The sequence below is a fragment of the Candidatus Pelagibacter sp. Uisw_136 genome (assembly GCF_047720275.1).
Classification (GTDB): Bacteria; Pseudomonadota; Alphaproteobacteria; order Pelagibacterales; family Pelagibacteraceae; genus Pelagibacter.
The window spans coordinates 153,863-176,197 of record NZ_CP159812.1 but is presented as its reverse complement, the minus strand read 5'-3'; the positions used below and the strand labels follow the sequence as shown (position 1 = coordinate 176,197).

The window sequence follows — 22,335 nt, the reverse complement described above, 5'->3', positions numbered from 1 at the left end:
AATTATTTATCTTTCTTCTTCTTTTTATACATTTGAAGCATCCTTTGAGTGACCAAAAACCCTCCAAAGATATTAATGGCAGCAAGAGATATCGCTAAAAAACCAAGAATGTTGGAGATTGTAAAAACATTGTTTGAACTTCCAGCTAAGCCTGCAATTATAGCACCAACAATAATTACTGATGAGATTGCGTTAGTAACTGACATTAACGGTGTGTGCAAAGATGGAGTTACACTCCATACAACATAATAGCCAATAAAAATTGATAAAATGAATATACTTAATCTAAATATAAAAGGGTCTATTTCCATAAATCTATTTAATTAACGTTTTTTTAATTATCTCATCTTCTAAATTAATATTAATTTTTTTATTCTCTTTATCATATAAATTTGAAACAAAATTAAATACATTTTTTGAATAAAGATTTGAGGCTGAAACAGGAAGTTTGTTAAGAATATTTGTTTCTCCCATAATTTTTATACCATTTTTAATTACAATTTTATCTACTTCGGTAAACTCTGAGTTTCCTCCTTGAATAGCAGCTAAATCATAAATAATAGAGCCAGATTGCATATTATTAATCATAGAGCCTTTAATAACTAATGGAGCTTTTTTTCCTGGGATTAAAGCAGTACATATTACAATATCAATTTTTTTTAAAGTTTCTGCCAGAAGATCCTCTTGTTTTTTTTTAAATTCTTCTGAAGCTTCTTTTGCATATCCACCATCTGTTTCAAGATTTTCAGATCCTTCTACTGTTAAAAATTTTCCACCTAAACTTTCAACTTGTTCTTTTGAAGCCATTCTTACATCTGTTGCAAATACAATGGCACCCATTCTTTTTGCAGTTGCAATTGCTTGAAGACCGGCCACACCTGCACCCACTACTAATACTTTTGCTGCTGGGATTGTGCCTGCTGCTGTCATCATCATTGGAATTGCTTTTTCAAAATTTGCGAATGATTCTATTACAGCCTTATAACCTGCAAGATTTGCTTGGGATGAAAGTATATCCATTGATTGCGCTCTTGTTATTCTAGGTAACATTTCTAAAGAAAAAACATTAATACTTTTGTTAGCTAAATTTTCTATTTTATTCTTGTTAACATAAGGATTAAATACTCCAACCAGTATTTGATTTTCTTTTAAATTTGAAAGATTTTCATCAGACAATAAACCTAGCTGGACAATAATATCAGCACTATTTAAAACTTCAGCCTTATTGGTAAAAATTTCAACACCTAATTCTTTATAATCACTATCTTTAAATCCTAAATGTTCACCGTATTTTTCTATTATAGAAATTTCAAAACCAAGAGCTATATACTTTTTTGCAATCTCAGGAGTAATTGAAATTCTTTTTTCTATTTTTTGATTTTCTAAAACTGAAGCGATTTTCATAGAGGAAACTCTATAGCAAAAATATTGCCATTAAAACTAAAACACCTATTACAGCGACACTTCCCCACAATACAAATTTTGTAAAGTAGTTCCAAGTATCTTTATGGTTTTTATTATCCATAAAAATTATTTCTGTCTTGCTTTAAATTTTGGATTTGTTTTATTAATTATATAAACTCTTCCTCTTCTTCTAACTAGCTTAGAATTGAGATCTCTTTTTTTTAATGACTTTAAAGAACTTTTAATTTTCATAATAATTTAACCTTTAATAAACGAAGTTATGTAATCTTTCAAATGTATTTTTCCATATTTATTAATAACCTTATTATTTAAGGACATATTGGTTAAAGATGATACATATCTCTCTCCAGGCCTTGCTTTTATAAGTTTTATTTTGCCACCAAACATTTTGGCTACTTCTTTAATAGAGTATGATTTTTGACTAGATATACTGTAATGAGCACATTTATTTTTCACCCAGGCCTCATAACAAATGCCTATGGTATCTTTTATATGAGTAAATCTTCTAGTTTGTGTGCCAGGTCTTACAATGGTTAATGGGGTTTTTTTTTTATGCTGATCTTCAAATATACCAATTACCGTTCCCATTTCTCCAGATTTTATTTGCCGTTGACCATAAACATTATAGAAATAAACTATTTCATACTTAAAATTAAACCAATTTTTTAAATTTTGTAATAATTCTAAATTTTTTGCTTTTGTAAAAGCATAGGGAGAAAGGTTTTGATCCTTACCTTTGTTGCCTAGAGTTGCTGAGGTGGCTGAATAAATTAATTTAATCTTATTATCTAAGCAAAAATTAAATGTAGCATTAGTTCCTATGGAGTTTGAATCAAAGCATTTGTTGTACTTATTGAAACTTTGAAAAATTCTTGAAAATTCACCAAAATGAAACAAAGAAATTATTTGTTTTTTATATTTAGACAAAGCTTGATTTATATTTTTGGTATCTGATTTGATATATTTGACTCTAGAGCTTTGGATATGGTTTTTTTTAGAACCACTAGAATAATTATCGATACTTAAAATTTTTTTTTTGGTTTTTAGTAATAAATGTTCAATTAAATTTGACCCAACAAATCCAGCTCCTCCAGTAACTACAATATAATTTTTCATTAGAGCTTTTATAGCCTGGCAATGTCCTACTCTTCCGTGTCTTAAGACAAAGTACCATTGGCGCTGAAGGGCTTGACTTCCGAGTTCGGAATGGGATCGGGTATTGCCCCTTCGCAATAATCACCAGGCAGGCGTTATATACGTTAATAATTTTATTATTGCAATATATTAATATGAAGATTTGCTAAATTTATCGTTATTTTTACCACTGGTAATTTCATTGTATATCCATTTGTACGTTTTTTCCAAACCATCCTTAAGTTTAATCTCAATATCCCAGTTTAATTTTTCTCTTACAAGATCATTGTTGCTAGATCTACCTCTTACACCAAGTGGTTTGTCTAACTGATATTCTTTTTCTACTTTAATGTTTGCTATCTCTTGAATAATTTCAATCATTTGATTTATTGAAACCTGCTCTTCACTTCCAATATTAAATGGCTCTATATATTCTTTTGAAAAAAGAGTCTTTGTTCCTTTTAGACAGTCATCTACAAACATAAAACTTCTAGTTTGCTCTCCATCTCCCCAAACCTGGATTTTATGTTTTGAACTTAATTTAGCTTGTATAATCTTTCTACATAAAGCAGCAGGGGCTTTTTCTCTTCCTCCATCATAGGTTCCTAGGGGGCCATAAACATTATGGTATCTAGCTACCCTTGTTTGTAATTTAAAATCTTCTGTAAAATGTCTGCACATTCTTTCACTAAATAACTTTTCCCATCCATATCCATCCTCTGGTTCAGCTGGGTAGGCATCAGATTCTTTTAACCCACTAATGAATGTATCTTTTTGCTTAGAGCCATTATAGACGCAGGCACTAGAGGAGAAAAAATATTTTTCTACACTATTAACTAAAGAGGCTCTTAGTAAATTTGTATTAATTAAAACTGAAAGCATACATTCTGCTTTATTATTTTCTATAAAGCCCATGCCACCCATATTGCATGCCATATTATAAATAAAATCAACTCCCTTAGAAACTTTAAGGCAGTTTTCATATTCTTTTAAATCTAGAGAATAGTTTTTATTGTCCTCAAAAAGCTGAAACCATAAATGAAACGGTTTAATATCAGCAGATATAACTGTATGACCCTCATCCATGAGTGATTTAACTAAATGGCCTCCAATGAAACCTCCAGCACCGCAGACTAAATAAGTATATTTTGACATATGAATTATTTGACATAAACATATTTTTAAAAAAAATAAAAGCTTTATTTATACAAAAATAATACAAAAGCTATATATAACATATAAATAAATATGGAAAAAATTTTAAATAAAGTAAAGAAATATTGGAATAAAAGACCTTGCAATGTGGGGCATTCAAAAAAAGAATTTCTAACAAAAGCATACTTTGATGAAGTTAGAAAAAAAAAATATTTTGTTGAAAAGCATATTTTAAAATTTGCAAACTTTAAAAAATATAAAAATAAAAATGTACTTGAAATAGGATGTGGAATTGGAACTGATGCTATTGAATTTATAAAACATGATGCAAATTATTTTGGTGTTGATTTGTCTGATAGGTCTATTGAAATATGTAAATCAAGAATTAAGGCGTATAATTTTGATAAAAAAAACCCAACTTTAATCAATGATAATTGTGAAAAACTAACTAAAGTTAAAAAATTAAAGAAAAAATTTGATTTGATTTATTCATTTGGTGTTATCCATCACACACCAAACATGAAAAAAGTTTTTGAGAATATACATAAAATTGCAAGTAAAAATACTGAAATTAAAATTATGCTATACGCAAAAAATTCATATAAGAACTTCCTATTAAAACATACAGATTACAGATTTGAAGCTCAAAAAAATTGCCCCATTGTATATACAGTTGATAATGAAGATTTAAATAAACTTTTTAAAGGAAAATTTAAGATAATAAATCAATACCAGGATTTTATTTTTCCATATAAAATTAAGCCTTATAAAAAAAATCAATATGAGAAAATCGATCACTTTAACGTAATGCCAAAAAAAAATTTTGAAGTATTGAAGAATAATATTGGTGAGCATCTTATGCTAGAATTAAAAAAAATATAATTTTATTTAAAAAAAATTTTTAAAAGTTACTCTAAACCTATCTACCCAAATATTAGGTTTACAAACTTTCTGGAACTTTTGAATATTTATTAATAAATTTTTTTTATTTTTTTTTATCACATCAATAGACTTCATTATAGCCTTTGGATTATTTATATTTATAGATACCCCAAATTTATATCTTTTATTAAGCTCGTGTATAAAGCCATCATTAGAAACAATGCATGGTTTCTTTATCGAAATAGCCTGATATAGAACTCCACTGGGAAATGAATAGTTTTTATATCCTATCCATATAGCGTCAGAAGCACTAAAAAAAATTGCTTCTTTTTTTTCACTATGCCAACCATCATACAAAGATATTTTTTTTTGCTGTTTAAGAGATTGAACATATTTATCATTTTTAAGGAAATTTTTAGTTTCTCCAATCTGTTTACCTACAATAATACAGTGAACATTGGAGTCTCTGACTTTAAATAATTGAATTAATTCGTTAATACCTTTAGAATTGATGATTGCACCATACACCAATATAACAAATCGATCATTATCTACATTAATAACTTTTCTAGAATAATTTTTATTATATTGATAATTAAACTCCTTTGGATCGTGAAGGGATAGAATTTTACTTTTATTCTTCCAATCTTTTTTAATAACAAATTTTTCAAGCAAATAATCATTGGTAATAATTTTAAATAAATTTTTAGTTTGCAAAAATTTATAGAATAATAGTTTTGATAAAAAATGATTGGTAGATGTGGATTTTATTGCAAACATTTTTAGATGAAATTTAAGTCCTAAAAAAATACAAGAAAAAATAGTATTTTTAAAAGGACTACCAAAAATAGAGATGGCTTTATCTATACGTTGAGCTGATGTTAAAAAAATATGATCAAAATTATTATTTTTGTTGAGTTCATAAAATTTTTTTTTTATAGCAAAATATAACCTAAATTGATAAAAAAATAGTGAGAAAAAATTTTTATTGGCTACATCAACATATTTAATTGTATCAATATAAAATTTTGTTTTTTCATTTTTTAATATACGTAAAGCTCCACCACCATTTTTCAATGTTTTGTCTGTAACCAAAAGATGTATCTTAACCTTCTTCTCGTGTAATCCTCTAAGAATATATTTAATATAACCTGTAAGATAGTGACCTAAATATTCTGTTTCTATTATTAATAAATTTTTCATTTAGATTGAAATAACATATTTTTTTTCAAACATATAAAAAGACCAACTATATTCCCAAAAAATTTTTTTAAATTTTTCTTATTTTTAATCGACATTAATATTGTCATTAAAGATTTAATAAATGCCATATAAAAAAAATGTAACTTACTTAATTTGTATTTTTTTACAATTAAAAATCTATTTAACATCTCAATCTTACCAAAATTATAATCCATTCTATCTATATCGTTTGGATGAAAAAAAACAGCATTAGCAACTATCAAAAATTTATTCATGTAATTTTTTTTTCTTAAATTTAAAGAAAAATCTAAATCTTCTAAATAGCTATATGCACCAAAATTTTCATTAAATTTAACATTTAAAATTTTAGATGAAAAAACAACAGCCCCAGTTGGGATCCAATCTGTTAAGATATCTTGTTTGAGATTTAATATTTTAGTTTGCCACCCACTATTCATCACTATGCCAGGTTTTTCAGAATATAAACCTAAAATTTGAGAAATTTTAGATTTTTTAATTACCTCTAGCATTTTCTTTTTAATTTTTTTTCTTTGATTGAATCCATATCCTAAAACTTTAGATTTTTTTTTTTCATGAAAATAAATTTTTTTACTTAAATTTATAAATGAGTCTTTTTTAAAAATAATATCATCATCCAAAAACATTACATATCGTGAGTTTTTATCCTTATGTGTTAATCCCACATTTCTTTGCAATGCAGCAGAAGGTTTTGTATTAAAGAGTTTACCTTTGAATGATTTGCTGATTTTTTGTATTTCTTTTTTAAATTTAATATCAGAGCTATCTATAATTAGTACTTCTTTAAAATTAATATTGAAATTCTTCAGTTGGCTTAATATTTTTTTTAAAAAAAAAGGCCTGTTTCTAGTTGGAATAATTAATGTGGTTTTGTTTGTAAACATTTATATCTTTTATTCTACAATTTATACTGATGTTTATTTTTTAAGTAAATAACCTGTAATAAAAAAATATAAAATAATATACAAAATTGAAACGTATACTAAATAATTTTGAAAAAAAATCGAAGTTAGATATGGAGATGATGCCATTAAGCAGGAGATTAATATTGTTTTATTAAATTTGTATTTTGTTAATAGCAAATGATGAATATGATTTTTGTCAGCAGAAAAAGGATGTTTTCTTTTTAATAGTCTACTTATTGTCAACCTTATTAACTCTAGGCCTGGCAGCAACATAATTAAAAAAATCTCTTCTGGATGCAGAAGTCTACTCCCATTATAGGAAGAAATAAAAATACAAGAAATTAAAAATGATAAAAAATATGTTCCATTATTACCTAAAAAACATTTATTTTTATAATTTAGTAAACTAAAAAAAAATAAAGATATTAATATAACAATAAAAAATTCACTTAAGTAATTTTTGGAAATAAATATAAAAGATAAAAAAGATATATAAAAGCTAGATTGTAGATTAATTCCATCAAACATATTTACAGAATTTATAAATGACAAAAAACAGATTATTGTGAAAGTATAAGACAAGGAGTTAAAGTTAATTTCTTCAATAAGAAAAGTGAATTGTAAATTTTTTATTAAGTAATCATCGTTACCTAAAATTAATAAAATTATTAAAATAAAAAACAAAAATAATTTTAAATTTGCGTTTAAGTTAATCTTATCGTCAATGAGTCCAATAATAAAAAATATTGATAAATATGGGAATATATCAATTAAAAAACTATAATTGTCCAGCTCTCTTATCGTACAATAAATTATAAATATTAAAATATTTGTAAAAATTATAATCCCACCAATATTGGCTATTTGCTCATGATGTAATTTTCTATTAAAATCTGGTTTATCAAAAAAGTTAATTTTTTTTGATATAAACGTAAAATTTTTAAAAATAATGAAATTAAACAAAATTAAATATAGATAAATATATGTCATTATTTTAGATACATTTTATTGTATAGAAAAGTGCTTAAATTAAAATAAAAAATTATTGATATCCAGTTATTAAAAAAGCTTCCCGATGGAAGTAATGGAAACAAAAATATTAATAAACCTAAAGATGAATAAAATAAACTTAAGTTTATATTTTCTTTTAAATGAAAATTTTTAAATAAATTTTTAGCTATTGATGAAAATAGATATAAGAAAAAAAATAATAAAAAAATATAGCCAAATATTCCTAGTTCAGATAAAAATTGTAAATGTATATTATGTGGATGGGTATTACATCCATTGAAATAGGCATATTGCGAAAATAAATATTGACCTTTTTTTACAGGTATCCCTAATTTTTGCAAATTGAATATATGCCCTCCCACACCATGGTTAACAAGTGTTACATTCTGATTTTTAATCAAATAATAATGAAAAGTATAATTTTGATGAATATTAAATTTTATTTGTACCGCAATATTTGACATACCTTCTTTCTTTTTAATTCTAACTTCTCCATAATTAAAAATTCCATCAGTTACTGCGAACGTCTGATTATTCTTTATTATTGTTTTTATTGGATTAAAACGTTTATCAGCACATAAATTTCTAAAGGAATATAATCCTTGTCCTAAATATTTTCGATCTAAAAATAAATTTATAGCTGTCTCCCAGTGCAATTGATGTCTAAAACTTGGTGCTATATAATTTGAATTAGATTTTAGCTGAATGATAGTATGTAAAAATAATCTTTTAAATGTTTGGGGGTAATAACTATTATAAATAAAGCCTGAAAGTAAAATGATTATAATGATGATGATGTTTTTCATTTTAGAAAAAGTTAATAACCCATATAGAAATAAAACTATTACAATAGATGCTAGAGCCGTTCTCTCTGCACTTAAAATAACCATAATGAATGAAATGAATAACAAATAATATTCCATCTTTTTGCTAAAGTTTCTTTTATCTAGGTAGATTAGGCTAAGAATAACTGGTAACGTTTTACTAACATATCCACCCAACACTAATTCATCGCCAAAAAAACCTGATGCCCTTACCACATGGAATTCACTAGGGAAAATAAATATTTGATAAAATACACTAATAAATAACAGGCTATGAGTAATAAAAAATGAGTAAACAATTATTGTTATGAGTGTTTTATCTCTATTAATTAAATATGAAATTAAAAAAGAAAAAAAAATGAATCTAAAATAAAAAAAACTTTTATAAAAAGATATTACAGGATCAAATGAAAAAGCAGAATTAAATAACAAATAAATATAAAAAAAGTAAAGATAATAGGTGAAAATATTATTTTTTATTTTATATTTCTTTATAATTATTAAAGTAATAAAAATTATAGATAATACAGATGTATAAAAATCTGCTAAAAACCTACTAAAAATTAAAAAAAAAGGAAATAAAAAAAATGATAAAGTTAAAAAGTCTTTTTTTTTAATATCATTAAATGTCATTTATATTATAAGATTACGTTTTATATATTAATATCACAATGTTTATCAACAATCAAAAAATCCTAATTAAAAAATTAATTAATGATGTAGGAAAAGAAAATTTTTTTTATTTAATTGCTTTATTTTTTTTATTCTTTTCAATTAATTCTGGCTATTATCATTTAACTACAGTTGGTATTTATCATTTAACCGATCAAAATATTGCTCATTACGGCTATGAAGATATAGATAATTATACAAGAATTGAAAATTTAAATATATGGATTATTCTATATATAAATAAAATAAGATTTTTATCATGTATAATAATTTTTCCTATAGCTCTTTATTTATTTTATAAAAAAAAATATAAAAATGATTTATTTTTAAATATATTTACTGTATTTATTTTAATTCAGTTAATAACATTTTTTTATTACTACAGAGATCCTGCTATAGCATTAAATAATTCTCCATTATTTTTTGATAGTATTTATCTACTAATGAATATCCTTACCACATTAATAATTATGAATTTAATAAAAGATAAAACAAAAATAATACAATTTTTTATTATATTCTTAATTATTTTTTTTGTTTCTTATTCTGGTATTGTTATAATTAAACTAATTCCTGAATATTTTGCATATGCTAAAAAATATTATTTATATGCTTCATTACTTCTAGCTCCAGACACTTATTTACTAGGTCAAGTAGCTCCAAGAGTAACTGGGGTAGCTAGAGTTTCTTTAATTATTTATTTTTTTTGTATTTGCTATATTTACTTCAAAAAAGATATTAATTTTATAACCTTTTTTTTAGTTGCATTATTTGCTTCAATATATTTGTTTTTTATCTATGGAATGCAAAGTAGGGGTGCCTTGTTAGGTTTATTTTTTTTTTCATTTTTATTTTTATTTTTATTTAAGTTAAATATTAAAAAGAAAATATTATATTTAGTATTATTAATCCTTCCAATTCTTACTTATGAAATACCTTTTAAAAGTTATATAGATAATCTTCCTAAAAACTTTATTGAGGAAGAAAATTATGATGGCCCTGTGCTTGAGGGTAAATCTAATGACCTTGTGCTTGAGGGTAAATCTAATGACCTTGTGCTTAAGGGTAAATCTAATGACCTTGTGCTTAAGGGTAAATCTAATGACCTTGTGCTTGAGGGTAAATCTAATGACCTTGTGCTTAAGGGTAAATCTAATGACCTTGTGCTTGAGGGTAAATCTAATGACCTTGTGCTTGAGGGTAAATCTAATGACCTTGTGCTTAATAATAAAAAGTCAAAAAAAATATCAAAGTTTCCATCCGATAAAAGAAGAGATCTAATATCAACTGATAGTGGTATTACAACTTATTCATCAGGGCGAATTGCACTTTGGAAGAGAAGCATTGATTTAGTTATTAAAAAAAAACTATATTTAGGATTTGGTCCACAAGCAGATAGGTACCTACTGTCAGAAAGAGCTTTAGAAGATGGAATGAACCCAGCGTGGGGAAATAATTCCTCAAACGCGATAATATATTCCATATTAAGTGCTGGTTTAGTTGGATTAATTTTTATTTTGATAGTTTATCTGAACGTAACAATTCTATTATTTAGAACTTTATTTAGAAAAAGATTAAAACCAATGAGTTTTTTTATGGCATTCAACATATCAGTGCTAACATTTGTAGTTTTAAGATCATTGTTTGAAAATGGCTTTACAGTCTTTGGAGTAGATTTTATTCTGTTTATAATTTCATATTATTATCTCAAAGAAGATTTAGTTAAACTTAGAAAAATTGTTTATTAAGTATAAACAATATTAATTTTAAATTAACTTAATTAAATTAATATTTACTAATAAATTTAACTATTTTTTTATTGTTAGTTGCTACTTTGTTTAAAAAGAAATAATCATTATTCGAAAAAATAATATTTTTAATATATTTGTTATAGTAATTATTAGTTATTTTTTTAATATTAATATCAAGAAAATTTTTACTGTTATTAATCATTTTTTTTTGTAGATTATTTTTATCACAAATGACTACACACTGATTGTTTAATGCATCTGTTGCAAATAAACTGTAATAATTTTCAATATTATTTAATGCAAATTTGCTTTTTTTTAATAGTGTAAACAATTTTTTTCTTGAAACATAACCTTTAAAGTCAAAATTATTATTTACAACACTAGGTTTGTCACCAACCACACAGATTTTTTTTTTGAAATTTAGCTCCATTAATAATTTGCTAAATGATGAATCTTTTTTTGTTTCGTGATCTCTATTATAAACAATTAAATCATACGTTATTTTACGTTTTTTTATTTTTTTTTTTTGACTTATATTTAATAATATAAAATTAAATAATGTATTATTTAAATATTTCTTTTTGATGTACACTTTCAAGATATCAGTAGAGAAGATTACTCTATTAAATTTTAAATAAATTATGAATAAACTAAATTTATAAAATAATGGAAAAACATATTTTCTTATAAAAAAATTTAAATTGGTAACTTTTCCACTATATATACCACCTGTGATAGGTCCTAAAATAGTTTTTCTTGGTAGTAAAATAAAAATTAGGAAATTCCATAAAGGTAAATAATTTACATATGCAATATGTTTATTTCTATTCAATAATAAATGATAAACTCCATAAAAAGGATTCAAATATTTATGAAATAGTGTATTTTTTTTCTTAGAACCCTTAATTATTGTTAATTCTCTTTTACTTTTTGAGAACTTTAGATTGTGTTTTAGTAATTGTTTAATAAAAATTCTTGATAAGATGCCCTCACCAGAATTATTAGAATAGTCACTTGTCCAAATAAAAGCTTTATTTCCCATTATTTAATGACTTTTATCGAAATATTATTAAATTTTCCGTTATACTTCCCTGACAAATAAGATGAATAAGATTTTATTAATCTATGTAACCGTCTAAAGGTATCTGTTTTAAGTCTCCAGATGAACTCCAGACCAATTTTTTCTAAGTAATCTGGTGTTGGGATTTCATCACCTGAAGCCATATTAATAGCTCCACCAATACATAGTACTTTAAAAAAGCGACTATTTCTTGAAATGCTCTCTGCAAATTGTTCTTGTTTTGGTGTTGGTAAAGTAAGAATTATTAAATCACTTTTTTTAAAATTTTTTCTACAATATTTTGAATAGAGTATGTTGGCACTTGCAAATGGTAGATTTACATGAATTATTTTTTTTTTATATTTTTTAATTATGAAATCTTTAGAATTATTTGTTAGTGAACCATAAATATAGATAGTGTCTATACTATTAGGTATTCTCATTTTATCTAAAAGCTTTCTGCCAGGTAATTTATTAATTTTGGATTTTATAATTTTTCTTGAATAAACTCCATCAGCCCAATGATACAAACTTTCATATAAATTCACACTATTTAAGTTGTAGAATCCTAAAAAAGCAAGGTTCAAACCTGAAAGGCAAAAATTTCTTTCAAAAGGAATCATATTGGCAGATGGTATTAACTTTATAATATTTAATTTCGGAGTAAATTTTAATAAAATTTTTTTTAATTTAATCAATAATATGTCTTTATTAAAAAAAATTTTAACATATTTTCTAGTATCTATTTTAGATCTTTTTTTTAAAATTTTTATTTTATTTAATGACATATAATTAATATGTTTTGTCATTGCATTCACATTGTCAGCATTAGTTACAAATCCTGCTTGAGTTTCTTTTATTATTTTGGCAGATTCTCCATTTATCATTCCTAATATATATTTATTTGAATTTAGATAAGTCTGCAATTTACCAGGAATTGTAGACGATAATGCTTTGCCGCTATGAAGCGTAATTAGTAAAATATCTGCCAATGCATGAAAATGATGAATTTTATCTATACTTTGATGTCCATAAAATTTGATATTTTCTATGTTTTTATTTTTACAAATCTCAATTATATTATCTTTCTCTTTGCCAGATCCAACAATGTGCCACATAATCTTTTTATTATCTTTTAAACATTCAATTACTTTAATTAAATTATTGAAATTTTGAGCCATTCCAATATTTCCAGAAAATAAGATGTTTAATTTATTAAGATCTTTTTTTTCTTTAAAAAAAATTTTTTTTTTGAATTTAAGTCTCTCTGGCCATGCAGGAAAGTATATTGATTTATTTTCTTTAATCTTATTATTTATACTCTTTTTAAATGAATGTGATTGAGCCAAAATTATATCAGTTTTACGATATATATATTTCACTATCTTATCTAATAAATAGTAAATTACTCTATTTTTTATTATTTTCATTTCTAATAGAATTTCAGGCCATAAATCAAGAACCCAAATTACTGACTTACAATTTTTTATTTTTGATAGATAAATTGATACAATGGCTACTGTAATTGGACTTGAAGCAAACGTAAATATAGCATCATATTTTTTTTTTTTAAGTAAAGATGGTGAAATCAAAATGCCTGCTAAAACAAAAGATAAATAATTTAAAAATAGATTGAATTTGCTTCCATTTTTTCTAGGATAAATAGGTAATCTGTAGATGTTTGATTTTTTATATTTTGAAAATTTTTTTGGATTTAATGAAAAATTATCATAAATTTTTCCATCTGGGTAATTCGGTTTGCCTGTTAAAACATCAACTTCAATGTCCTGATCTGTCAAATATTCGACCATTTCATTAATTCGAAACTGTTCAGGCCAAAAATACTGGCTAACAATTAGTACTTTTAATTTTTGAGCCATACGTTTTTATTTACGTAAGGAATGTAACTTTGAATTATGTTGGTTATTTTGTCTGAAACGTATCGCTCCCTATAATCTAAATGACCAAAGTCACAATGATCAATTTTCTTATTCATTGCGACTTCAATTGAATTAACAATTTCTCTTTTTTTTAGACCAGACATAATACAAATACCTTTTTCCATACCTTCTTGTCTTTCATTTGTGCTTCTCAAGTTTACAGATCTTATATTTAATAATGACGTTTCTTCAGTAATACTTCCACTGTCAGAAATAACTAAAGTGCTGTGTTTTAATAATTTTGCATAATCAAAAAAACCAAATGGTTCACAAAATTTAATAAATTTATAATTATTAGATATTTTTTTTAATTTTTCTTTTGTTCTTGGATGAGTAGAAAAAATTACCTTTAGTTTATTTTTTTTTGAAATTTCATTAATTGAATTAAAAATATTTTCTAAATTATTCTTATCATCTACATTTTCTTCACGATGAATAGAAGCTAAAATATAATTATTTTTTTCAATTTTTAATTGATTTATAATTTCACTCTTATTGATGTCACTGTTATAATAATTATATACTTCATAAAGAGGACTGCCCACCTTAATAACAAAGTCTCTTTTAAGGCCCTCATTAATTAAATTACTTTCTGCATATGAACTGTAAGTTAAATTTATATCAGATAAATGATCAACAATTTTTCTGTTAATTTCTTCTGGTACTCTTTGATCAAAACATCTATTTCCAGCTTCGAGGTGAAATATAGGAATTTTTTTTCTTTTAGCACAAATTGAGGTTAAAGAACTGTTTGTGTCTCCCAAAATTATTACCGCATCTGGTTTTTCTTTTTCAAGAATTTCATCAACAAAAACTAACGATTTTGCAATAAAAGCAATTGGGGAATTTTTTTTTTCATTTTTCATTGAATAAACAGGTTTGGTAATCTTCAAATCTTTAAAAAAATTTTTATTGAGCGTATTGCTAAAATTTTGATTAGTATTAACAATTTTGTGATTAAAATTTTTGTCTAGAGATCTAATGATGCAAGACAATCTTATGATTTCAGGTCTTGTTCCTAAAATAGTTAAAATTTTATATTTCATTGTTTTTATTTATAATTATATGTGTCTGGTTTATCGCTATTATAAATTTCATTTGTCCAAATAACAAGAATTGCTTTTTTCTTACCTATATTTTTAATCTTATGAACTACACCTGGCACTGTGTTAATTGTTTCATATTTACTTTGACTGACTTTTAAAGAATAATTTTTTTTAGTATTAAGATTCTTAAATAAAAAATTTACTTTTCCTTGTATTATAAAAAATCTTTCTATTTTTGTATTATGATAGTGACCACCTCTTTCTTTTGAGGGATTTATTGTAATAAAAGATATTTGACCAAAGTTTTTATTTTTTAATATTTCCACAAAGTCACCTCTACTATCATTTTTTTTTACTAAACTTGCATTGATTCTTTTTTGAGGTACATAAGATAGATAGGTTGAATATAATTTTTTTACAAATTCATTAAAAATATTAGCTGGGATCTCTTCAATTTTTAGAGTTCTAAAGCTTTCTATTAAATCAGCAATCTTATATAATTTAATTTTATAGGTTTTATTAAATTGATAAATCATTTCATATTTTATTTTTTTTTTCATATTTTTAATAAGATATTTAACTAAGTCATCTATATACATTAAAGACATTATCTTATTGTTGTATAATTCCAATTTCAGTCCTCTTGAGGCTTGGTAACAAAATGTTGCTATGGCAGAATTATAAAAAGGTTTTCCCCATTTACCAAAAATATTTGGCAATCTTAAAATTGATAAACTTATTTTTTTATTTTTTTTTAATTCTCTTAAGATGATTTCTGAACTTTTTTTTGTTCTACCATATTCTGTTTTAGTTGTGGCTAAAATTGATGAGGTATAAATAATCTTAACCTCTTTTTTCGTATTTTTAAGTAAATCCACAAGCTGCTTAGTGAATAAAAAATTATTTTTTTTAAAATTTTTAATATTTATCTCTTTATTTGCACCAGCTAAATGATAAATGACATCAGAAATTTCAATTTTTTTTTTTAAGTCAGTTAATGAGTTCTTTTTTTTAATTTTAAATATTTTGAAGTTGCTATAATTAGACAGTTCCTGAGATAGATTTTTTCCTATGAAGCCATCTGCACCTGTAATTAGTATATTCATTTTGTATCTATTCTTTATCTACTTATTAATTATTTTAATAAATAATTAATTTTAAATATAATTAATTTTTTTTATTCATTGTATCGTTATTATCTTTTATAATTTACTTATGAAACTTTCATTTTTTTAAGAATGATCAATAAATCATTTTCACTTAATTGCTTTGCTGTATCTGAGCTATAGCTTTGCTTAATTTTTTTCAACTCACCTTTATTGAAATATAAATCATAATTAAGATCTCTGATATCACTTACTATTTTATAATATCCTTTAAAAGATTTAGCTGATATCATTTCTTCATCTGTCATTAAAGACTCATTGGATTTTTCTCCGTGTCTTTTGCCAATAATTTTAATGGGATATTTTTTTTTACCCATAAATTTTATTATGGTATTTGCTAAAATGCCTATTTTAATTGCAGGTGTTTTTGGTATGAATGTATCTCCATTTCTTCCATATTTAATTGCAAATAATACCAACTCTAATGCACTATCCATTGGCATTATAAACCTTGTCATTTTAGGATCAGTTACAGTAATGGGGTTGTTGTCATTTATTTGTTTTATCATTGATGGAATTACGGATCCTCTTGATGCTAAAACATTTCCATAACGAGTTACACAAACGATTGTTTTATTTTGTTTTGTCAACGATTTTGATATTGCGATTTTTTCCATTAATGACTTTGTTATTCCCATTGCATTTATTGGATAAACTGCTTTATCCGTACTTAGACATATAACTTTTTTGACATTTTTTTCAAAAGCTGTCTCTATAACATTGCTTGTTCCAACTACGTTTGTTTTTAGTGCTTCATAAGGATAAAATTCACATGATGGAACCTGTTTTAGAGCTGCAGCATTGAATATGTAGTCCACATTACTTACTGGGTGCTTCAAACTATCTTTATCTCTTACATCACCAAGATAAAATTTAACTTTTTTATTATTTATTTTTTTTCTTAAATCGTCTTGTTTTTTTTCATCTCTACTTAGTATGCGTATTTCCTTAAAAGGAATTTTATTTTTTATTATATGATTTAAAAAAGCGGATCCAAATGAACCTGTTCCACCTGTTATTAAAAGTGTTTTATTTTTAAACATAAATTATATTATCTATACCATTCTTGGAAATTTTTATCTTTTTTTTTGATACTTTTAGATAAAAAATGACCAATTAAATAAGAGTTTACACTGAATATTCTATATACAATATTTGGAAATCTAATATTTTTTTCTAAACAAATAAATAGATTTTCCATAAAAATCATTAATTTTGATATAAACATTGATTTAGCTAGAAGCTTTATTATTAATTTATTTTCAAGATTAACATAATTATTTTCTAACGATGCTGCCTTGTTAATTCTAACTAAATATTTACTTCCTTCATATGCAGAAAATTTTATCTTATTTAAATATTCTTTTAGACCTCTTAAATCGTGATGAAAAACAACTGGACTACAAGGTAAAATTCTAATTTTTTTTTTATAAGCTCTAAAACCAAATTCATAGTCTTCAAAACCATATTTATTAAATTTTTCATTAAAAAATAAATTATTATCAAATAAAGTTTTTTTTTTAACAGCCATAACCATTGTAACAATATTTTTTGGTTGTAAAAAAAAATTTCCAATTTTATTTTTTTTATCAACTTTAAAATGTCTTGACTGTCTATAATTAATTAAATTATTGTTGATTTTACTATAAGGATAATAAACTGTGCCACAAAATAAATATTCTTTATTTTTATATCTTTCTAAAATTTGATAAAAATTCTCTAAAAACTTATCTTCTGGTATACAGTCATCATCTAAGAAAACAATATATTTAGATTGTGCCAGTTTAGCACCAACATTTCTTTTAATGGCACTGATATTTTTTTTAATATTAATATATCTAATTATTTGATTTTTATGATCAGATTGAATTTTTTTTATTTTTTCTTTAGTTTGGTCCTTACTGTTGCTATCACAAATAATTATTTCATTACGTATTCTAGAGTTTGCTATTTTAGTAATTATTTTTATTAAATATTTAGAACGATTATATGTTGGTATAATAACTGATATTTTTGGACAGAAATTCATTTTCAATATATAATTGATTAGTTTATTATTTACCTATAATTTTTTTTGAATAAGATATCATTAATTTTTTGTGCTAATTAATCTTGATACTTTAAATTTTTTATTTTTTAGAAAGATCTTACAATCAATTTCCTTATTTTGCTCTAGTTTATATTCTTGATTTGTAAATTTGGAGTTATTAAAATAATCTATATTTTTGTGTGACAATATTATTGAAATGTACATATTTGGTATTTGTTTATTAATATCTATTTCGATAAACTTACATTTTTTTATATTTGAGGTATTAAATTTCCAATCTATATTTTTTTTTAAATCAACTTTTAATATAGATGGAAAAGAATCATGTTTTCCAATTCCAAAATTATACTCACTAAACTTATAGATGGGGAAAAGTAATGTAAGTACAATTAAAATATAATTAATTCTATTTTTCTTTTTAAAAATTAAAAGTGTAAAAATTGAGATAAATGGTGCTAAATAAAAAAAAATTTTGATTGCAATATATAATTGATTTTTTAATAAGAAAGCAATGCATGCACATAACTGAAATAATAAAAAAAACCTAATAAATTTAAGATTTTTATTTTCAGTAAAGATAATACTCTTAGTATTGGTAAAAATTATTTTTATTAAAAACATATTAAGTACAATTAAAAACAAAAAATTTAAAAGGTTAAAAGAAGCATCTGCTAAGTAGTAAAAACCTAGCAAAGATGGTAAAATTGTGAGTAATATTAATGAATAGCCCTGGTCAATATGCATTATAAAAATTTCTTTTATTTTATAAAATATATTGCTGTTAGAATTGTTTATTATTTCATTTATAGAATTTATAGCATTAGGGTCTAATATAAGATTATTTCTTCCCAAAACAAATGACCCGAAATATCCCCACCAGTCATTTGTAGCACTCGACATAGTTGAGACTAGTTCTAAGTAAGATATCAGCTTTGGTAAAATTAATATTATAAAAAAAAGTATAGCTAAATAAAAATATAATTTTTTAAAAAGTAATCTCAGATACAAAATAATAAAAATAGAAGTGGAAAAAAAAATAATCATAGCTTGCTCTGGGTATGATAAAAAAACTGCAGAAGCCAAAAAGCTTAATTGGTAAACTGTAACTTTTGAGTCCGTTTGTTGCTTATATAACTCAAGTAAAAGTGTATAAAAGATGATTGATATTGAAAATGTTAGTAATTGGGCTAGTGCATCTATCTCAAAAATGTAAAATGACCATGTGCCTAATGCAAATGCTAACGCAATTATGTAATTATTAATTCTTCCTAACTTATTATCAAAACTATTAATTAAAATATAATATGCTGGAAATATTGAGGTAAAAAATAATACTTTAATTGTGTATGCTAATAGAAAAGGGCTAATATTTTTAACTATAAAAATTGATGAAAAAAATAAAGATGGGGCAATACGGTTATTTGGACCATCAATTGAAAAAAAATAAAATGACTTTGAATAAGGCTTTCCTATTGCTTCTGGGCTGACTTCACCAACAGTTAAAATTTCATTATTAATGAGTTCAGTATAGCTTCCCCAATTAAATTGATTAAAAGTAGTACCCATAGAGATTTGTGCGAACCAATCCCAATGATTCCCTCTAAATACGTAAAATGATGGTCCATAAACATACGCTATAGAAAATAAAATTATAAATATTGGAAAATAAAACTTAAAAAATAAAACTACTAGTTCTTTTAATAAAGAGACTTTTTTAAACATCATAAAGATGATTGAACTTACTCCAAAAAATATTAAAAATAAAACTGAGTATTCAATACTCAAATCAAACTGGCTATAAAAAAATGTTAGAATAATAATAAAAAAACATTTTCCAAAAAAATAAAATATCAAATTTTTATAATTTGACATATTAGCTTGCATACACAAAATGTATCCAATCGAAGAAAATAGAGAATAAACTATAAATAATAATGTTATGCAGATTAAGAATTCAAAAATCATTTTAATTATTTTTAGCCTAATTTATAATATACCTTTAATCTGTTAGCTAAATAAGTAATTTTAAAAATTATTTAACTTAAATTTAATTAATTAAAATGGTCCTAAAAAATCTTTATCTGGTATATCTGTAGGTACTTTTGATAAGTTTTTGTCATCAAATTTAATATTTTTTTTTAATAATTTTGAAACTCTCGCTATAATTAGCTTTAATGATGGGTAAGCAAACTTTGCGAGAGAAATAGTTGATGGGATTGGTCCATCATAATTTCCTATTCTTACAATTTCAGCTCCCTTAATTTGCTGATCACTAATGATTGATGAAATTTCTGCACTCACACCATACTTTGTCCAACCATTATCAATAATTAGTATTTTTTTGGTCTTTTTTGAAGATTTAATTATTTTTGTAACTTCTAATGGTCTTAATGTTAGTAAATCAATTATTTCTGCAGATATTTTATTTTGTTTGAGTATTTTATTCAATTTTAATGATTCAATAACCGTATAAGAAAAAGCAATAATTGTTATGTCATTACCCCGGGTGACATATTTAGATTGTCCCAATTTTTGTGTAATATTCTTTTTAGGAACATATCCAGTTGTATTATGTAGCCATCGATGTTCAAAAAAAATTACTGGATTTTTATCTTTTATTGATGAAATGAGAAGTCCCTTAGCATTAAGTGGAGTACTTGGACAAACAACTTTTAAACCAGGTATGTGTGCAAAAATACTTTCTAGAGATTGGCTGTGTTGTGGTCCTTGACCCCACCCTCTTCCTATAATCAATCTAATAACTATTGGCATGGGTTTTTTACCACCACTCATGTAAAACCATTTTGCAGCCTGATTTATTATTTGATCCATTGATAATAGTGCAAATTCAACTCTTTGATGAACAATTACAGGTTTTTTTCCCTCAATAGCTAATCCCAAAGCAAAACCAGTAAATGAATTTTCACTAGTCGGCATGTCAAAGACTCTTTTTGGTCCAAATTTTTTGTATAAATTTTTAGTCGTTCCAAATATTTCTTTAGGATCATCCACACCTAAACCTAAAATAATAACATTTTTATCTTTACTCATAGATTGTTCTAAGGCTTCATTAATTGCTTGAGAAAATGTTAGCATTCTTTTATTAGGCATAGATATCTTTCTCTAATTCATTTTTTTTTGGAAATTTTGACTTATTAGCAAAATCAAAACCACTATTAATTTCAGAAATTATCTTTTTCTTAAATTCTTTAATAGTATTTTTGGTAATAAGATTGTTCTTTAAAAGAAATTTTTCAGCAATGCTAATGGGACATTTATTCATCCAATACTTTATATAATTTTTTTCTCTATAATTTAAGTGGTCGTCATTGTCTGGCCCACAATGTTCTAAATGCCTATAAGTTTCAAGACTCAAAAAGTATGGCCCTGATTTTTTTTTTAATTGATTGATTATTTTTTTTGTTTCTTGGTGTATTTCAAATACATTATTTCCATCTATCTTTTTACTTTTCATTCCAGCTCCTTCTGCAATCTTAAGTATATTTCTCTTTGAAGATTGTCTTTTTTTTTTTTGAGAATAAACTGAATAATTATTATCTTCACATACAAATAAAACAGGTAAATTATGTAAAACAGCAAAATCTAAGCTTTCAAGAAAAACACCCTCTTCTGTGGCTCCATCACCAAAGAAAATAACACAAATATTTTTTTTATTATTCAATTTTAAACCCCATGATATACCCACACCAATTGGAATTGTACTTCCAACAATTGGTACAGCAGCTTCTACACCTACATTCAAGTCTATTAGATGCATTGATCCACCCTTACCTTTTGAACACCCTGTTTTTTTTCCATGTAATTCAGACAACATTGCATTTAAATCTCCTCCTTTTGCAAGATAATGTGCATGAGATCTGTGTGCTGTAACTACTTTATCTTTTTTTAATAAGTTATTACAAATACCAACAGCTATGGCTTCTTGTCCAATAGATAGATGAATTGGACAACGCATTTTTTGTTTTTTATATTGTTTAGAGATTTCTAGTTCAACTAATCTTATTCTTAATAATTCATAATAAAGTTGACTGTACATATTCATTTGGTTATC

At 24.4% G+C, this 22,335-nt stretch carries 21 protein-coding genes and 1 rRNA gene; 2 read left to right on the top strand and 20 right to left on the bottom strand.

Annotation, left to right across the window (positions count from 1 at the left end; genetic code table 11):
- Positions 1-2: 2 nt before the first annotated feature.
- The 7 genes from ABXT53_RS00855 to ABXT53_RS00825 all read right to left on the bottom strand — a co-directional run bounded on the left by ABXT53_RS00855 (position 3) and on the right by ABXT53_RS00825 (position 3,714).
- Positions 3-311: a proton-translocating transhydrogenase family protein gene (locus tag ABXT53_RS00855; protein WP_415290790.1), complete on the bottom strand. Its 309-nt coding sequence runs from the start codon at positions 309-311 to the stop codon at positions 3-5.
- Positions 312-315: 4 nt separating this feature from the next.
- Positions 316-1,404: an NAD(P) transhydrogenase subunit alpha gene (locus tag ABXT53_RS00850; protein ID WP_415290789.1), complete on the bottom strand. Its 1,089-nt coding sequence runs from the start codon at positions 1,402-1,404 to the stop codon at positions 316-318.
- A gap of 10 nt (positions 1,405-1,414) precedes the next feature.
- Entirely contained in the window at positions 1,415-1,525 is a 111-nt protein-coding gene (locus ABXT53_RS00845; protein ID WP_415290788.1) for an aa3-type cytochrome c oxidase subunit IV, read from the bottom strand.
- A gap of 5 nt (positions 1,526-1,530) precedes the next feature.
- Positions 1,531-1,656: a type B 50S ribosomal protein L36 gene (gene ykgO, locus ABXT53_RS00840; RefSeq protein ID WP_006997331.1), complete on the bottom strand. Its 126-nt coding sequence runs from the start codon at positions 1,654-1,656 to the stop codon at positions 1,531-1,533.
- Positions 1,657-1,662: 6 nt separating this feature from the next.
- Positions 1,663-2,541, bottom strand: a complete 879-nt coding sequence (locus tag ABXT53_RS00835; protein WP_415290787.1) for an NAD-dependent epimerase/dehydratase family protein — start codon at positions 2,539-2,541, stop codon at positions 1,663-1,665.
- Between the two features lie 13 nt (positions 2,542-2,554).
- Positions 2,555-2,669: ribosomal RNA gene (gene rrf, locus ABXT53_RS00830) — 5S ribosomal RNA — on the bottom strand.
- 40 nt (positions 2,670-2,709) lie between these two features.
- Positions 2,710-3,714, bottom strand: coding sequence for an NAD-dependent epimerase/dehydratase family protein (locus ABXT53_RS00825; protein WP_415290786.1), 1,005 nt, complete (start codon positions 3,712-3,714; stop codon positions 2,710-2,712).
- 93 nt (positions 3,715-3,807) lie between these two features.
- On the opposite strand from ABXT53_RS00825, the gene ABXT53_RS00820 reads away from it, so the two are divergent.
- Positions 3,808-4,596 (top strand): class I SAM-dependent methyltransferase, encoded by a 789-nt coding sequence (locus ABXT53_RS00820; protein ID WP_415290785.1) that lies wholly within the window; start codon positions 3,808-3,810, stop codon positions 4,594-4,596.
- 6 nt (positions 4,597-4,602) lie between these two features.
- Here the strand turns inward: ABXT53_RS00820 and ABXT53_RS00815 are convergent, their stop codons facing one another.
- The 4 genes from ABXT53_RS00815 to ABXT53_RS00800 are packed head-to-tail and all read right to left on the bottom strand — an operon-like array spanning position 4,603 to position 9,211.
- The gene (locus ABXT53_RS00815; RefSeq protein ID WP_415290784.1) at positions 4,603-5,799 is read right to left on the bottom strand and encodes a glycosyltransferase; all 1,197 of its coding nucleotides are present in this window, start codon (positions 5,797-5,799) and stop codon (positions 4,603-4,605) included.
- Positions 5,796-6,722 carry a glycosyltransferase family 2 protein gene (locus tag ABXT53_RS00810; protein ID WP_415290783.1) on the bottom strand — a complete coding sequence of 309 codons (927 nt, stop codon included), beginning with the start codon at positions 6,720-6,722 and terminating at the stop codon, positions 5,796-5,798. The genes ABXT53_RS00815 and ABXT53_RS00810 overlap by 4 nt, the downstream gene beginning before the upstream one ends.
- Before the next feature lie 33 nt (positions 6,723-6,755).
- Entirely contained in the window at positions 6,756-7,733 is a 978-nt protein-coding gene (locus ABXT53_RS00805) for an MraY family glycosyltransferase (protein WP_415290782.1), read from the bottom strand.
- Positions 7,733-9,211: an O-antigen ligase family protein gene (locus ABXT53_RS00800; RefSeq protein WP_415290781.1), complete on the bottom strand. Its 1,479-nt coding sequence runs from the start codon at positions 9,209-9,211 to the stop codon at positions 7,733-7,735. The genes ABXT53_RS00805 and ABXT53_RS00800 overlap by 1 nt, the downstream gene beginning before the upstream one ends.
- Before the next feature lie 38 nt (positions 9,212-9,249).
- Here ABXT53_RS00800 and ABXT53_RS00795 point away from each other — a divergent pair, with 38 nt between their 5' ends.
- The gene (locus ABXT53_RS00795; RefSeq protein WP_415290780.1) at positions 9,250-10,998 is read left to right on the top strand and encodes a hypothetical protein; all 1,749 of its coding nucleotides are present in this window, start codon (positions 9,250-9,252) and stop codon (positions 10,996-10,998) included.
- Positions 10,999-11,035: 37 nt separating this feature from the next.
- Here the strand turns inward: ABXT53_RS00795 and ABXT53_RS00790 are convergent, their stop codons facing one another.
- The 9 genes from ABXT53_RS00790 to ABXT53_RS00750 form a co-directional block, all read right to left on the bottom strand.
- Entirely contained in the window at positions 11,036-12,043 is a 1,008-nt protein-coding gene (locus ABXT53_RS00790; protein ID WP_415290779.1) for a hypothetical protein, read from the bottom strand.
- Positions 12,043-13,941, bottom strand: coding sequence for a glycosyltransferase (locus ABXT53_RS00785; RefSeq protein WP_415290778.1), 1,899 nt, complete (start codon positions 13,939-13,941; stop codon positions 12,043-12,045). The genes ABXT53_RS00790 and ABXT53_RS00785 overlap by 1 nt, the downstream gene beginning before the upstream one ends.
- A complete protein-coding gene (gene wecB / locus ABXT53_RS00780; RefSeq protein WP_415290777.1) occupies positions 13,926-15,047 on the bottom strand; it encodes a non-hydrolyzing UDP-N-acetylglucosamine 2-epimerase in 1,122 nt (373 codons plus the stop codon). Before wecB ends, ABXT53_RS00785 begins: the two co-directional genes overlap by 16 nt.
- 5 nt (positions 15,048-15,052) lie before the next feature.
- Complete coding sequence (locus tag ABXT53_RS00775; protein ID WP_415290776.1) at positions 15,053-16,153, bottom strand: NAD-dependent epimerase/dehydratase family protein; 1,101 nt, start codon at positions 16,151-16,153, stop codon at positions 15,053-15,055.
- A gap of 107 nt (positions 16,154-16,260) precedes the next feature.
- Positions 16,261-17,256 (bottom strand): polysaccharide biosynthesis protein, encoded by a 996-nt coding sequence (locus tag ABXT53_RS00770; protein WP_415290775.1) that lies wholly within the window; start codon positions 17,254-17,256, stop codon positions 16,261-16,263.
- Positions 17,257-17,264: 8 nt separating this feature from the next.
- Entirely contained in the window at positions 17,265-18,242 is a 978-nt protein-coding gene (locus ABXT53_RS00765; protein WP_415290774.1) for a glycosyltransferase family 2 protein, read from the bottom strand.
- A 60-nt stretch (positions 18,243-18,302) separates the two neighbouring features.
- On the bottom strand, positions 18,303-20,135 hold the full coding sequence (locus tag ABXT53_RS00760) for a hypothetical protein (protein WP_415290773.1): 1,833 nt from the start codon (positions 20,133-20,135) through the stop codon (positions 18,303-18,305).
- Positions 20,136-20,318: 183 nt separating this feature from the next.
- Positions 20,319-21,374 carry an alpha-ketoacid dehydrogenase subunit beta gene (locus tag ABXT53_RS00755; RefSeq protein ID WP_415290772.1) on the bottom strand — a complete coding sequence of 352 codons (1,056 nt, stop codon included), beginning with the start codon at positions 21,372-21,374 and terminating at the stop codon, positions 20,319-20,321.
- Entirely contained in the window at positions 21,367-22,326 is a 960-nt protein-coding gene (locus ABXT53_RS00750) for a thiamine pyrophosphate-dependent dehydrogenase E1 component subunit alpha (protein WP_415290771.1), read from the bottom strand. Before ABXT53_RS00750 ends, ABXT53_RS00755 begins: the two co-directional genes overlap by 8 nt.
- Positions 22,327-22,335 lie beyond the last annotated feature (9 nt).